The 14,460-nt window shown below is 65.5% G+C and carries 14 protein-coding genes; 1 reads left to right on the top strand and 13 read right to left on the bottom strand.

Going from position 1 to position 14,460, the window contains the following annotated elements:
• Window positions 1-56: 56 nt before the first annotated feature.
• The 7 genes from BSP109_RS17510 to BSP109_RS11780 all read right to left on the bottom strand — a co-directional run bounded on the left by BSP109_RS17510 (window position 57) and on the right by BSP109_RS11780 (window position 8,200).
• On the bottom strand, window positions 57-350 hold the full coding sequence (locus BSP109_RS17510) for an enoyl-CoA hydratase-related protein (protein WP_219618538.1): 294 nt from the start codon (window positions 348-350) through the stop codon (window positions 57-59).
• Between the two features lie 542 nt (window positions 351-892).
• Window positions 893-2,047, bottom strand: coding sequence for an acyl-CoA dehydrogenase family protein (locus tag BSP109_RS11805; RefSeq protein ID WP_101600838.1), 1,155 nt, complete (start codon window positions 2,045-2,047; stop codon window positions 893-895).
• Between the two features lie 3 nt (window positions 2,048-2,050).
• Entirely contained in the window at window positions 2,051-2,872 is an 822-nt protein-coding gene (locus BSP109_RS11800; RefSeq protein ID WP_101600836.1) for an enoyl-CoA hydratase/isomerase family protein, read from the bottom strand.
• The gene (locus BSP109_RS11795; protein WP_101600834.1) at window positions 2,865-4,577 is read right to left on the bottom strand and encodes a long-chain-fatty-acid--CoA ligase; all 1,713 of its coding nucleotides are present in this window, start codon (window positions 4,575-4,577) and stop codon (window positions 2,865-2,867) included. Before BSP109_RS11795 ends, BSP109_RS11800 begins: the two co-directional genes overlap by 8 nt.
• A gap of 3 nt (window positions 4,578-4,580) precedes the next feature.
• Window positions 4,581-5,768 carry a thiolase family protein gene (locus BSP109_RS11790; RefSeq protein WP_101600832.1) on the bottom strand — a complete coding sequence of 396 codons (1,188 nt, stop codon included), beginning with the start codon at window positions 5,766-5,768 and terminating at the stop codon, window positions 4,581-4,583.
• On the bottom strand, window positions 5,765-7,291 hold the full coding sequence (locus tag BSP109_RS11785; protein ID WP_101600831.1) for a class I adenylate-forming enzyme family protein: 1,527 nt from the start codon (window positions 7,289-7,291) through the stop codon (window positions 5,765-5,767). Before BSP109_RS11785 ends, BSP109_RS11790 begins: the two co-directional genes overlap by 4 nt.
• A 48-nt stretch (window positions 7,292-7,339) precedes the next feature.
• Window positions 7,340-8,200 carry a CoA transferase gene (locus BSP109_RS11780; RefSeq protein ID WP_257944673.1) on the bottom strand — a complete coding sequence of 287 codons (861 nt, stop codon included), beginning with the start codon at window positions 8,198-8,200 and terminating at the stop codon, window positions 7,340-7,342.
• A 138-nt stretch (window positions 8,201-8,338) separates the two neighbouring features.
• On the opposite strand from BSP109_RS11780, the gene BSP109_RS11775 reads away from it, so the two are divergent.
• Window positions 8,339-8,989 carry a TetR/AcrR family transcriptional regulator gene (locus tag BSP109_RS11775; protein ID WP_257944672.1) on the top strand — a complete coding sequence of 217 codons (651 nt, stop codon included), beginning with the start codon at window positions 8,339-8,341 and terminating at the stop codon, window positions 8,987-8,989.
• Here BSP109_RS11775 and BSP109_RS11770 read toward each other — a convergent pair.
• The 6 genes from BSP109_RS11770 to BSP109_RS11745 all read right to left on the bottom strand — a co-directional run bounded on the left by BSP109_RS11770 (window position 8,979) and on the right by BSP109_RS11745 (window position 14,438).
• Window positions 8,979-10,700, bottom strand: coding sequence for a DUF2075 domain-containing protein (locus BSP109_RS11770; protein ID WP_101600827.1), 1,722 nt, complete (start codon window positions 10,698-10,700; stop codon window positions 8,979-8,981). The two genes, BSP109_RS11775 and BSP109_RS11770, sit on opposite strands and share 11 nt — an antisense overlap.
• Window positions 10,687-11,007 (bottom strand): nucleotide pyrophosphohydrolase, encoded by a 321-nt coding sequence (locus BSP109_RS11765; RefSeq protein ID WP_101600825.1) that lies wholly within the window; start codon window positions 11,005-11,007, stop codon window positions 10,687-10,689. The genes BSP109_RS11770 and BSP109_RS11765 overlap by 14 nt, the downstream gene beginning before the upstream one ends.
• A 209-nt stretch (window positions 11,008-11,216) precedes the next feature.
• Entirely contained in the window at window positions 11,217-11,753 is a 537-nt protein-coding gene (locus tag BSP109_RS16980) for a hypothetical protein (RefSeq protein WP_146001144.1), read from the bottom strand.
• Window positions 11,754-12,479: 726 nt separating this feature from the next.
• Window positions 12,480-12,665, bottom strand: coding sequence for a hypothetical protein (locus BSP109_RS11755; protein WP_180959715.1), 186 nt, complete (start codon window positions 12,663-12,665; stop codon window positions 12,480-12,482).
• 46 nt (window positions 12,666-12,711) lie between these two features.
• Entirely contained in the window at window positions 12,712-13,974 is a 1,263-nt protein-coding gene (locus BSP109_RS11750) for an MFS transporter (RefSeq protein ID WP_101600821.1), read from the bottom strand.
• Window positions 13,971-14,438 carry a MarR family winged helix-turn-helix transcriptional regulator gene (locus BSP109_RS11745; RefSeq protein WP_101600820.1) on the bottom strand — a complete coding sequence of 156 codons (468 nt, stop codon included), beginning with the start codon at window positions 14,436-14,438 and terminating at the stop codon, window positions 13,971-13,973. Before BSP109_RS11745 ends, BSP109_RS11750 begins: the two co-directional genes overlap by 4 nt.
• Between the last annotated feature and the right edge of the window lie 22 nt (window positions 14,439-14,460).

Raw genomic sequence — 14,460 nt, 5'->3', positions numbered from 1 at the left:
TACTCTCGTGCACAGGCTCGTGGTCCTCTGAGATTCGGATGTCTTGACAACACCCATCACAGCAGGACCACGAGCCGTTCTACGTCAACGACGCGACGCTCCCCATCACCACGAACCGGGAAGAGCCTGTTTACGAGGCTCAGTTCGTAGGCGCCCCGAGCGCTCAGCCGCCGACCTGTAAGGACCAGGTGTTTCGCCACGGTCAGAGGCAGGCTCTGCCAGCCGCGGAACAGTCCGCCGCACGTGGTGATGAGGCCGGGAGCGGTCTCCGGTAGTCCGAACTTTGCGGACCGCGCGGCGCCGACCATGTCGCACGCAAGGACGATCTCGAACCCGCCGCCGAGGGCCATCCCTTCGACTGCCGCGACAAGGGGATGCAGGGGCGACGGCGGATGGCGCCGTACGGGCCGCCGAGTTCGGTCGGGGTGCCTGCTGTGCGTGCCAGGTCCGCGCCGGCGGAGAAGGCGGATTCGCCTCCGGCGAGGATTCCGCACCACAGGTCCGGGTCGTGTTCGAGCGTGTCCAGTGCCTGGTCGAGCGCGGCGGTCAAGTGCGGTTCGACCGTGATGCGCTTGCGCTACCTCTCCATGCGGATGATGAGGATGTGTCAGCGGGTCTCGAGAGACACCCGGTGCGGTGCGGGGCGGTGCCGGTGGTCTCCGTCATAGTGCGTCTATTCTTCGAGGCTCTGGTGACGACGATCTTACCGAGGGGCCGCGCGAGGTGCTGTGCGAGTCCCCGACCTGCCGTGTGTCGTCGAACCGCAGCGCCCCGAACTTCCGCGGCGCGTGCGAACCCGGAGCGTTGCCTCCGCAGCGAAAAGTTTGAGCCACTGGGCTTCCGCAGGCCGATGCGGGCTCAGCTCGTGGCCGTCCCTCACCGACTGCTCGCCTCACAGCCCCCGCGAAATCAGCTCCTTCATGATCTCGTTCGTCCCGCCGTAGATCTTCTGCACGCGCGCATCCGCGAACATGCGGGCGATCGGGTACTCGTTCATGTAGCCGTAGCCGCCGAACACCTGCAGGCAGCGGTCGACCACACGGTTCTGCGCATCCGTCGCCCAGTACTTGCCGGCCGATGCCTGCTCCGTCGTCAGCTTCCCGTCGATGTGCAGGCTGGTCAGATGATCAACGAACGTCCGTGCGGAGAACGCCTCCGTCGCACATTCCGCCAGCACGAACTTCGTGTTCTGGAAGCCCATGATCGGCTGCCCGAACGCTTCGCGCTCCTTGGCGTAGGCGACCGTCTCCCGCACCGCGGTCTCCGCTGTCGCCGCACCGCCCACGGCGATCGTCAGCCGCTCCTGCGGCAGCTGCTGCATGAGCTGGATGAAGCCCTTGCCCTCCACACCGCCCAACAGGTTATCGACGGGCACGCGCATGTCCTCGAAGAACAGCTCACGCGTGTCCTGGCCGTGCAGCCCCACCTTGTCGAGCACGCGACCACGGGAGAACCCGGGAAGATCGTTCACCTCTGCGACGATCAGCGACAGACCCTTCGCGCCCGGTGCGTTACTGGTGCGGGCGACGATGACGACGATGTCGCAGTGCGTGCCGTTCGAGATGAACGTCTTCGCCCCGTTGATGACATAGTCGTCCCCGTCGCGCACGGCCTTCGTCTTCACCGCCTGCAGGTCCGATCCGGTGCCGGGCTCCGTCATCGCGATCGCTGCGACGATGTCGCCCGAGGCCATGCCCGGCAGCCATCGCTTCTTCTGCTCCTCCGTGCCCACGGCGTTGATGTAGTGGGCGATGATCGTCGAGTGGACGCTGTTGGCCCACGAGGTGTCCCCGGCGAATCCCTGCTCCTGCAGGATGATCGCCTCATGGGCGAACGTGCCGCCGCCCCCGCCGTACTCCTCCGGGATTGAGATGCACAGCAGGCCCGCGTCGCCGGCCTTGTTCCACAGGTCGCGGTCGACCTGGTGCGCGGCGGCCCACCGATCCTGGTGGGGCGTCACCTCGTGGGCGATGAACTCACGGGCGAGTGCCCGCAGGTCGTCCGTCTCCTCGGTCTCCCACGCTGCGCGGTATCCATCGAGAATCATCGGTCAAGCTCCTTTGAAGTCTGCTGTGCGGCGCTCCGCGAATGCGGAGAGGCCCTCTGCTGCGTCCTCCGTGCCCAGGAGCAGGAGGAAGTTCCGCCGTTCCACGTCCAGGCCTTGGCTGAGCCCCACTTCGTCCGCGTGCCGGGCGGCGTCCGCTGTCAGCCGCACGGCCAGCGGTGCATTGCGCGCGATCTCCTCGCCGATGGCCACGGCGGTGTCGAGGACCTCTGCGTCCGCGACGACCTCGGCGACCAGCCCTGCCGATTCCGCCCAGGCTGCCGTGACCGGCCCACCCGTCAGCAGCATCCGCATCGCCTTCGCCTTGCCCAGCGCATGCACCAGGCGCTGGGTGCCGCCGGCGCCGGGCAGGACTCCTAGCTTCACCTCCGGCACCCCGAACTGTGCGGACTCGCCGGCGACCGCCGTGTCGCATGCGAGCGCCAGTTCGCAGCCGCCGCCGAAAGCCATGCCGCGGACCGCCGCGATCGTCGGCGTGCTGAGCCGTGCGATCGTCGTGAAGAGTCCGTCGAACGCGAGCCTGTCCAGTGGTGCGGCCTGCTGCATCTGCGGAATCTCTTGGATGTCCGCGCCAGCGCAGAACGCCTTGTCCGAGCCCGTCAGCACGACCGCGCGGACAGTATCGGTCGACTCCGCGTCCGTGAGCGCCGCCGTCAGCTGGGCGACGAGGTCGCCGGAGAGCGCATTGAGGGCCTTCGGTCGGTCGAGGGTCAGCACCCGGACGGCGCCGTGGTCCTCGACCTGGACGAATACCTCGTCACCTGCGGCAGCCGCCGAGGCCGGCGTCGGATTGGTCTGTTCACTCACTGTGGGTGGTCCTCTCGTAGAAGTCCGCGTACTCGGAACGGATGCGCTTCTTGTCGAACTTGCCGACGGTGGTCCGCGGGATCTCCGCAACGACTTCGACCGCTTCGGGCAGCTGCCACGAGGCGAACGCCTGCGACAGGTGCGCGTGCACGGATTCCAGCTCGATGGTCTGTCCCGGCTTCGGCACGGCGAGCACGAAGGGCCGCTCCTGCCACTTCGGATGGGAGAGCCCCACGACGACGGCGTCCGCGATCGCCTCGTGGGACAGCAGGAGGTTCTCCATGTCGATCGAGGAGATCCACTCGCCGCCGGACTTGATGACGTCCTTGATGCGGTCAGTGACCTTGAGGTAGCCGTTCTCGTCGATCGTGCCGACGTCGCCGGAGCGCCAGTACCCGTCGACGAACCGGCCTTCCAGGTCGTCCTCGGTCATCCCGTTATAGGTCGCGGTGATCCACGGCCCGCGCACGCAGATCTCACCCTGCGAGGACCCGTCGTGGGGAACGGCGTTGCCGATCCCATCCAGCAGCACGATGTCCACGCCTGACACGGGCAGGCCCTGCTTGCGCTTGAGCGCGAACAGCTCCTCGTCGTCCATCGCCGCGCGCACGCTGGGCTTGAACCGGTTCAGCGTGACCAGCGGACTGGTCTCCGTGGCTCCGTAGGCGTGGACGACCTCGGCGCCGGTGAGCTCCCGCAGCCCCTGCATGAGGGTGAGCGACGGCTCCGTGGCCCCGGACATGAACCGTGCCGAACTGAAGTCCGGCTTCGTATCCATCGTGCGGACGTAGTCGAGCATCGGGTTGAAGATCGCCGGTGCCCCGTTCGCGACGGTGACGCCTTCGCGGATCATGGCGTCGACCAGCGGCTCCGTGTCCTCGGCCCGGTAGCGGCCGGGCAGTACGACCTTCGCCGCGTTGTACACGGCGCCCTGCGGCAGGCCCCAGCCGGAACCGTGGAACATGGGCGTGATGAGCATGACGCAGTCGTCGACGCCAAGCCCCACCCCCTGCGTGATCGCCGTCGTGTGCAGGTAGATCGAGCGGTGGGAGTAGAAGACGCCCTTGGGCTTGCCCGTCGTGCCGGTGGTGTAGCAGGCGGCGAAGGCACTGGACTCGTCGATCTCCGGCCAGTCGAACTTCTCGTCCGCAGCGGCGAGCAGGTCCTCGAAGTGGACGGCGTTCTCCAGCGTCGTGGAGACCTCCGCCATCGGCTTGTCCGTCATGACGACCCACGTGCGGACGTGGGGGACGTGCGGGGCGACGGCCTCGGCGATCGGCAGGAGGGTCTCGTCGACGCACACCACGGTAGTGCCCGAGTCCGTGAGGACGTAGGCCATGTCCTCCGCCCCCAGGCGCAGGTTCAGCTGCACCATGACCGCGCCGATGCCGGGGATGGACCAGTAGAGCTCGAAGTGGCGGCGGGAGTTCCAGTCGAGGACACCCACCTTGCCGCCGGGTACCACACCGAGGTCGGTCAGCACGTTCGCGCCGCGTTGGATGCGCGCGTAGGCGTCCGCGTATGAATACTCGGCCCAGCCGTCGTCCGGGGTGCGGTAGACGATCGGCTGCTCCGGGTAGGTGCGGGCCGCGTGCCGGATCATGGTCGTCGTGTTGAGCTGGACGTCGTCGCCCATCGTCGACGGTGCGCCCGTGACCCGACGCGGTCGCTGGGTGGGGGATACGGAGGAGGTCGTGTGCGTCATTGCTCAGAGCCTTTCGATGATGGTGGCGTTGGCCATGCCGCCGCCCTCGCAGATGGTCAGCAGGCCGTAGCGTGCGTCGCGGCGCTCCAGTTCCGACACCAGCCCTGTGAGGAGGCGGGCGCCGGTGGACCCGATGGGGTGGCCGATCGCGATCGAGCCGCCGTTGACATTGAGGATCTCGTCCTCGATGCCGAACTCCCGCTGGAACAGCAGGGGGACGGGGGCGAAGGCCTCGTTGACCTCGACGACGTCGATGTCCCCGATCGTCAGCCCCGCCTTCGCCAGCGCCAGGTGAGATGCCGGCAGGATTGCGGTGAACTGTAGGACGGGGTCGGCTGCCGCGGCCACACTGGAAACGATCCGCGCCCGAGGCCGCAGTCCCGCTGACTCCGCCGCATCCCGGTCCGCGATGAGGAGGGCCGCTGCGCCGTCGGAGATCTGCGAGGAGTTGGCGGCGGTCACCGCACCGTCCGCGGCGAAGACGGGGGTGAGGGACGCGACCTTCGCCGGGTCCACGCTGGGACGGATGCCTTCATCAGCGGTGAGGGGGACCTCGGCGCCGTCCTTCGTGAGCCCGGTCAGCGGGACGAGGTCATGCGTGAACCTGCCAGCCTCTGTCGCGGCGGCCGCGCGGTGGTGGCTGCGGATCGCGAACGCGTCCATCTCCTCGCGCGTGAAGCCGTACTCCTTGACGACCAGTTCGATGGACCGACCCTGGGAGGGCAGATCGCCGTCGAACCGTGCCAGCGCGCGGTGGCCGTACCACTCGCCCTGCGGGCCAGTGGGGTTGAAGAGCGGGCCCATGTCGACCCGGCTCATCGATTCGACGCCGCCGGCCAGAGCGAACCGGTAGTCGCCTGCGCGGACAGCCTGGGCCGCGAACTGCGCGGCCTGCTGACCTGACCCGCACTGGCGGTCGATCGTGGTGGCGGGCAGGGAGACCGGGAGTCCCGCGCCCAGGACGGCGTTGCGGGCGACGTTGCCGGTCTGTTCGTCGACCTGGCGTCCGACGCCGATGATCGCGTCGTCCAGCTGCTCCGCGTCCACTCCGGTGCGCTCGACCAGGTGGGCGAGTGTGGTGGCCATGAGGTCGACGGGGTGGTGGTCGCACAGCGCTCCGCCGCGCTTGCCCACGGGCGTGCGGACCGCATCGACGATGACGGCCTGGGGTGCCGTGCTGGGTGTGCTCATGCGGAGATCGTCTCCCTCAGCTTGTGCTTCTGGATCTTGCCGGACGGGTTGCGCGGGATCTCGTTGATGATGAGATCACGCGGGATCTTGTAGTCGGACAGCAGCGGTGCGGCGAACTCCCGCAGGCCTTCGAGCGTGGGGTTGCCGCCCTCAGCAGGGGTGACGACGGCGACGACGGTCTCGCCGAACTCCTCGTGTGGGCGGGAGATGATCGCGACGTCGGCGATCTCCGGGTAGGCGGTCAGCGCGTTCTCGACCTCTGCGGAGTACACGTTCTTCCCGCCGGTGATGATCATGTCCTTGAGGCGGTCGACGATCGTCATGAAGCCCTCGTCGTCGACGTGGGTGAGATCGCCGGTGTGCACCCAGCCGTCGACAACCGTCTGGTTGGTCGCGTCCGGGCGGTTCCAGTAGCCCTTCATCATGGTCTCGCCGCGCATGATCATCTCGCCCACCTCGCCGGCGGCCACATCGTCGCCGTTCGCATCGACGACGCGGATCTCCGTGTTGGGGATGGGGAAACGACCGGAAGTGGTGGGCTTCTTCTGCACGTCCTCGTGGGTGAGGATGATGCCGCCTGGGCCGCCCTCCGTCTGGCCGCACGCCTGGATGATCTCCGTATCCGGGAACGCGGCGAAGAGCTTCTCCGCCAGCGATCCGGGCATGGGGGCAGCGCCGTAGAAAGCGATGCGGAGGCTGGACAGGTCGCGATCGGCCAGATCCGGGACGCGGAGCATGAACGCGTACATCGTCGGGACGCCGAAGAAGACCTGGATGCGGTGCTCCTGGATCGCGTCGACGACCGTCACCGGGTTGAACTCCGCGTGGATCACCTGGTGCGCACCGACCATCGTGCCGGAGAAGAACAGCAGATTGAGCGCCGCTGAGTGGTAGAGGGGCGCCACCTGGAGGATCCGGTCGTGCAGGCGCAGGCCGAAGGCGATGCCCGCGTTCACGCCCACCCAGATGATGCGGTGATGGTCGAAGAGGGCGCCCTTGGGCTTCCCCGTCGTGCCGGAGGTATAGATGATGAGCGCGTCATCGTCCTCCCGGATGTCCAGGTCGAACTCTTCGTCCGGACGGGCATCGGCGGCTGCGAAGACGTCCTCGAGGTCACCGGCTGGTCCCAGCGACAGCACGGTGGTTGTCGCAGCGGTCTCCGGGTGAGCGGCGCTCCAGGCGGCGACGGACTCCGCGCATTCGGGCCCTACGAGAAGGATGTTCGTGCCGGTGTCCGTGACGAAGTGCTCGATCTCCGCCGCGGCGGACTTGGGGTTGACCGGTGCGACGATCGCGCCAGCTCGCAGACCGCCGTAGACGCCCACCCCGAAGCTGTCGGAGTTGCCGGACAGGACGACGAGGCGGTCACCGGGGAGCACGCCGCGGGAGGCGAGCTCAGCGGCGAGCCGGTCGACGCGGGAGTCGAGCTCGCGGTACGTGGTTGTGCGGCCCTCGAACGTGAGCGCGGGGCGGTCGGGGTAGGTGTGGGCGGTGGTGCGGAGGATTCCGGGGAGGGTGGGCATGTCGACTCCTTTGTCGAGGGCTTGTTCAGCTGGTCGCGGCCGGGTGGTCTAGGCGAGGCGGGAAGCGGGGGCGGTGGGAGTGCGGATGGGTTCGATGGGGAGGTCGTGGGTGCGTGCCAGCTCCATCCACGACTGTGTGGGGCGGGCTGCGAAGGCGCGGGTCAGAGTGTCGTGGTCGGAGCCGATCATCTGGCCGACTGTCGATGCGAAGTGCGGTTCGACGGCGCCGATCGCGATGTGCCCGTCGGCAGTCGCATAGGTCTGGTAGAAGGGCGATCCGCCGCCCAAGTGCGCGCCGGGGGAGGTGAGGCCGTGTCGTGCCATCCCTGCTGCCCAGTGCGCGGCATCGTCGAGTGCCACGCGCTGGACGATGCCGCCCGAAGTGCCCTCCGGGTCCTGCTCTCGCTGACGCAGTCCTGCCAGGACCGCGGTGACGGCGCGCTCGCCTCCCAGGACATCTGCGACGGGGACCGTCGGCATTGTGCCAGGCACTAGAGACCCGTGGGCGGCCTGGTAGGTGAGGTCGTGGCCGGGGACATCGGCGCGGTCGCCGTTGAACCCGACGATCTCGACGTGTACCAGGCCGTGGCGCTCCACGAGTACGGGAAGCCCGAGGGCCGCCGCGGCGCGCGGGCGCATCGAGGTGAGGAGGAGGTGGGCGTCGGCGGCCAGGCTGTCGAGTGCCGCTCTGTCTGCGTCCGCTTTGAGGTCGAGCGTCATGACCTCTTGGTGGGCGGCCAGGTCGCGGTAGTACTCGGGCGCCGCGTGCTGGAGCGGATCGCCGGACGGCGGTTCGACTTTGAGGACACGCGCACCCATCGCGGTCAGGCGGGCTGCGGCGAGTGGGCCCGGCAGGTTGACGGCAAGCGTGATGACCGTGATGCCTGTCAGTGCTGCTGAGTCGTCCACGCTGGCTCCTTGCGGTCGGGCTACGGCGTCGTCACCGTCTTGAACGAATGTATAGAACTTTGAAGAGTTGTTCAATAGGGTGAGTGGCAGGATCTGACAGAGGCCGATGGATCGAAGAGCGTCTAGGGAGGGAGTGCTGTGGCACACGGGGCAACGGTGAAGGATGACCAGGACGTCGAGCATGACCGGGATGGTGACCTCACGCGCCGAGCGCGCATCCGCAATTCGGCGCTCAGCCGATTCGCTGCGCATGGGTTCGCGGGTACGACGTTGCGGGCGATCGCGGAGGACGCGAGTGTGACCGTGGGGCTCATCCCGCACTACTTCGGGTCGAAGGACGGGATGCGGGACGGGGTGGAGCGCTGGATCGTGAGCCTCTTCGCCTCTGCCATCGAGGACGCGGACACGGGGTCTAACGCCGAGGTGGCAGGCACACGCGAGCGCAACGCGGCGGTCGCGCGGATGCTGCGGGAGAACCCGCTGGTCGTCGATTATCTGCGCCGGGAGATCCTGCAGCTGGACGGCGATGGGGCTCTCATCTCACGGCTGGTGCTGCTGACGCGGGAGAGCGTGGACACGATGCGCGAGGCCGGCCAAGCATCGACGGAACGACACCGCGTCGAGCAGGTGGTCGCGGTCATGGTCCGGCAGCTGGGGCAGCTGTTCCTCCAGCCGATGGTCGATCAGATCGTGCAGGAGTTCCCGGAGGGGGAGCGGCCGGAAGCGCTGCCGGAGCTGAGTGTGGGGGTGCAGAAAGCGAGTGAGCGCGCCCTCCGGATCACGCAGTAGGGAAGAAGCGTTCCAGGTAGGCGCTCATTGCAGGATCCTCCGCGTAGACGAACGTGCCACGAATGCCACGTGTGAGGAGCACTTTGTAGATGTTCTGCACGAAGGACAGCAGATCATCGTCGGTGTATGAAATGCCGAGAACCCTGTTGTTCTCCATGCCCTTCGAATCGTGGTAATTCTGGCGGTCGAAGTACATGCGATCGGTTGCAGGATCGTAGCGAAGGTCTCTTCCGATGATGACTCCCGCGTAGTTCAGGTCGTAGCCCTGGATCGTATGGATCGACCCTGCTTCGTTGAGTGAGGTGGGGGAGTTAACCCAGTCGACGAGCCTTCCATTCCACCGGAGTTTCACGTCGCCGATCACGATGTCGAAGTCGGAGGGATCTTTCTTCGTCCTCCATGGCCATGCGTAGCCAGCGAGGATCCGAGACAGTCCTGATTCTTCTTCGCGACGGTGGACCGCACGGATCATCTCCGGCAGGTCGGTGTACAGGCAGAGCTCGTAGTCTCGAAAACTCTTCCGCTCCGTCGGGCGTGCGTGGACGATGTCATCGATGTATCCGATGTAGTTCTCTCCAGCATGGACACGCATCTGAGTTCTCAGTCGGAACTTGCGGCGGAAGGCCTGTGCCTCGAGCTCCAGGTCTGAGAGCAGCGCCTGCGGGAGGTCGCCGGGCCGTATGCTCTGAGCGGCATCGAGCATGAAGATCCGATGCCGAGACTTGGCTTTGATCCAGTCGAGCTGCGTCCGACTCGTGTCATCGAAGCCGAACAGCTTCTCCGTGATCTCGCGGTACTTCGTGTTCTGCGGGCCGGAGGCCTGGTTGGAGCGTTGCGTGAGGCGATGGGCTTCATCGACGATGAGGAGGTCGTATTCTTCCTCGTCGGCGCCGACGTCGAACGGACTGACCACCATCGGAGCGGCGAGCGCGGGGGTTCGCTTGAAGACGTTGCGCACGGTCTTCCGCAAGGATTGTTGTGGCACCACGAACCCGATTCGAAGTCCGTTGAAACGGTCCCTGACATCAGGCGTGAAGAGATCAGCGAAAACGGAATCGCGGTCTGGCTCGTCGTTGTCGGACATACTGGCGATGTCGCGGAGCAGCTTGATGAGGAAGACGGCGACGATCGTCTTGCCTGTGCCCGGCTCACCGCTGATGACCGAGGTGCTGGCCTCCTCTTTATCGAGTGCTTCGAGGATCCCGTCGACGATGTCATGCACCGCGAGCGCCTGATCGGGATTGAGCGCCTTGAACGGAGAGTATTTGAAGAGGTCGGAATTCTCGATCTCTGCCACGGGGCGAGTGAAGAGGCCTTCTTCTCTGAGCTGATCGAACACATCATCGAACCGACGCAAGTACGAGGCGCGGTCGAAGTACTCGGCATCGGTGATGCCCTCGTTCCGATTGATCACTTCTAAGGCGCCGTCGCCCGATAGAAGCCGTATCAGATGCGATTCCAGGTCGAGGCAGACTGACTTGTTGAACCGCTCGTTGAGGACGATGCGCATACAGGTGAGGCCCTGCTTCGCCGGGGAATCGAGGTGTTGCCGCATGCGCGCGACCGCGTTGATCGTCTCGCCGACGTACACCTGTTTGCGGTCGTTCAGCGTGTAGACGACGGGCCAGTTCGTCAGTCGGGCGTCGTCGTTGCGAAATGCGTCGACCTGCTGGGAGTCGAAGGAGAAGCTCCTGACTTCAGAGTCGGTCATATTTATCGCTTCTTCCGAACGACTTCTTGACTGGGTACTTCCGCTCAGTGACGACTGCCTTATCGGAGACCAGCTTATTCGGGTCCAATCCCAGTCTGTCGGCCAGCAGGTACGAGTAGGTCAAGACGTCCGCGAGTTCATCGGCCAGTGCTGCCTCGTCGACAGTGCTGGACCATTGGAAGAGTTCGAGGAGTTCGCCAGCCTCGATACTGATCGACTTCGCGAGATTCTCCGGCGTATGGAAGTTGCTCCAATCGCGGTCGGCTACGTATTGCCGGACTGCGGTCATCGCTTCCTCGTAAGACATATCAGTACGCTACCAAGGCGGCGGCTGGTGAGGTGGCGCGGTTGCAGGAGGTCATAACTATCGTCGCACGCTCGTATGTGCCGCTCCCGGCTATCGAACCGTCGACTGGTGCTCGGCCGGCCGATACGGCAGACGCTGATGCCCTTGCCATGACGAAGCCTGCCGTTTTCGCTGTCAGTATCAAACTGGTGCTGTGTATTCGGGGGCTGTCAGGTCACCTCGGGGATGCTCACCGAGCATTCCACCAGTGCATGGTCGGACAGGATCATCGGATTACGCGAGTTCATCGGCTTGGTTCTCTCCACGTTCCGAGCGGGTGGAGGCACGACGCGGCTCGATGCCCGGCTTCCGCTCGGCAAACGGGCGAATACGCGGTCGATCCGCCGGTTCGCCGTTGCTTTCGAGACGTACGAGTGGCTCTTGATGTCAACTTCCGGACTGATCTCGGTCCAGCCGGTCATTGTCTCCAGGCTTGTCAGGCGGTTGTGGGGTGAGTCCCCCCAGTTGTTCCAATCGCCGCCGATGATGATCTTGCTGTCGGCCCTTCGCGCGAACGTTGTGGCCCACTTGGCCACCGAGCTGTGGTCGACAAAGTTGTTCCGATCCGGGGTGTAGGAGGTCACCACCGCCAACCGTGTCTCGCCCAGCCGGATTACTGCCCCGGCCAGGTCTGCCCAAAGGGTGCCGGCTTTCGTGACGGAGTGGGTGGCCCCGTCGGTTGGGTTAAGACTTTCGTGCACGAGCATGACGACGTGCGGCGAAGCATTCGGTCTCTCCGATGCGCCCCACTCCGCTAGGGAAGTACAGACCATGACGTAGCCCTGGTCTGCCGCAGCCGTTTCCAGCGAGGCGCGGCCGCCCAGGTGGACATCGATGAGACCGAGTATGCCAGGACGTCCCTCGAGAACCTCGGTCAGGATGTGGCTGGTTCGGCTCCGGGCCTGCCGCTCGTTCCTGAGAGCCGGTTTACATTCCAGAACCGTGCAGTCAGTGATGCTCTGGCGGTCATGAGTCCTCCGTCGTTGATGGTGACAGAATTCCACTGTGCCAGGAGGCTCGGACATAGTTCGGGTTAGTTGTGGAGCGCGGGGTCGCAGTAGGTTCTTGATTTCAGTCAAGACTGTCGAGCATCTCTTTGATGAGACGAGGCAGGCGTTGAGGAATCCGAACTCGATCGGCCACCCGAATGCACAGTCGTTGCCGACGGAACCGGTGCCTCGGGAGTGGTCGATGACTGAGTCATCGGCCACGTCCGTGTGGAGGTGATCGAGGGAGGGGCCGCGCGCTCACCACGTAATGGTGGCCAGGGCGAACTTCTTCGGTTCTGCCACTCGGTCGACGCCGACGGTGAACATGTGAGCGGGCCTATCCGCTGACAGACAGTGAAGTGCCCGGCTGAGAGTCCTCAGCCGGGCACTTCGTTGGTCACTCACATGACGCAGGCCATCATCACCACCCGGGGCCGACGAGGATTAGCCACGTGACGATCGCTGCGATGAGACGATGGCGAAGCCCCATCGTATGAGCTGCTCGAACACCTTGTAGCGCTGGCCCTCGGGCGAGTTCGCCATGACCAGAGCCCCGGACACGGCGAACGGGCTGGAGTCGACAACGGAGGAGGAGATCGCGAGGGCGATGAAGGGTCCGATCCTGTTCACGCTGAGAACTGATCGCCGCTCAATCTCAATTACCCGGATCCTGACCTCAAGGACCGTCTGGGGTGAAGTCCAGACGCTTAGGACGAAAGGCGATGAACACGGCGAGAATGACGCCTGCCGTGACGAGAAGGGCGGCCTCCAGGGAGACCAGATCCGCAAGGATCCCTTCGAGGATCGAGGCCAGCGGTCGCGAGCCGACGAAGCCGACCATCCACAGCGCCATCACTCGTCCACGCATCACCTGGGGGACACGCAGCTGGACCAGGTTCATCGCCGAGGTGTTGGCAATCATGAACCCGATACCTGAGACAGCGAATGCGCTCATCGCCGTTGCCGCAGTGGGTGCCAGCGCCACCAGGGTTGTGCCGATGATCATCGCGGCAAGGCCTACCTGAAGGACCCGTGGTTGCCGCGCCGGCCAGCTGAGGAGTCGGTACCCGAAGAATCCCACGACGGCCCCGAGGCCGAATGCGCCGGTGAGCTGACCGACCACATGGGTCCCGCCGCCGAGCTCGTCAGCGATGATCGGGGCGAGCGTGATCGAGGGCTCAGACCCGAACCCGACTGCCGCCACCACGATCAGCAGGAGGAGCATCGTGCGATCGCGTCGCACATAGCTCAGCGCAGCGCGGACCCGGAAGTCGGTGCCGGCTGCTTGCTCCGTTCCAGCAGGTAACGCAGCAAACATAGTCATCACGACGAACAGGGCATGGGCCAATCCCGCGAGTGCGAACGCGAGGGCCGGGCTGTACTGGGCGGCCACGAAGGTCCCTCCGGCAGGACCAGCCACCCGGGCGAGGGTCATGGGGAGGGAGTTCAACGCCATCGCAGTCGGGAACTCGTCGCGGCGAATGAGCAGGGGAATGATCGACTGCTGGGCTGGCCCTCCCACCACGAACCCGAGCCCGGTGATCAGAGTCGCCGCGAGCACGATGACGGCGTCGAGCTGACCTTCGAGGTCACCGCGGACAAAGCAGAAGGCTGCCAACGACCCCGATCCTAGAAAGCAGAGCACCCGGCCCAGGACGATCTGCCGACCGATATTGCCGCGATCGGCCCACGTGCCGCTGAGCGGTGTGAGGAAGATCTGCGGTGCGAACTGGACGACGGAGACGAGGCCGACCCACAGGGCCGATCCGGTGGCCGCATAGACCACGACTGCAGCCACGATGCTGTGGATCCAGATTCCCACCCCACTGATCAGCTTGCCCCAGAAGAGCGCCCCGAACTGCCGGTCGAGGGTCAGGCGCACCGCACCGCGCGGAGGAGTCTGATCCCCTGCAGCGGAGTTCTCCGGGACGCCTCTCATGACTGGACGAACCGCTCGTCGATACTGAAGCTCAGCCGGTGCAGCAGCTCGGCGAGTTTCGTGACATCGTGATCGTCCCAGTCAGCGGTCGCTTCTGCGATGACTTGTCGTCGGCGGACGGTCGCCTGCTCGAGGACCGCGTCACCTTGCGCACTGAGGCTTAGCCGCGTGTGGCGTTTGTCATCACCGCACACTGACTTCACCAGCAGGGAGCCCTTGACCGTGTTGTCTATCAACCGGCTCGCAGTCGAGTGCTTCACGCCGAGTTCCGCGGCCACCCGCCCGATCGACGGGCCGCCGTCGTCGGTTGTCAATCGCGCGACCGCACGGAGCACTCGCACCGAAGCGATCCCGCCGTCAAAGCCCAGGCCGTCCAGAATCCACCTGTGATACGACGGGCGCTGAGTCGCGATCCGAAAGCTGTGTATCGCGTCGTCAAGCGCATGCAGATTCTTCGCGTCCATATCTATATGTGTAGCACATGCA

The sequence above is a fragment of the Brevibacterium sp. Mu109 genome (assembly GCF_900169375.1).
Classification (GTDB): Bacteria; Actinomycetota; Actinomycetes; order Actinomycetales; family Brevibacteriaceae; genus Brevibacterium; species Brevibacterium yomogidense_A.
The sequence above is the reverse complement of the archived record's forward strand: the minus strand, read 5'-3'. Positions and strand labels throughout refer to the sequence as shown.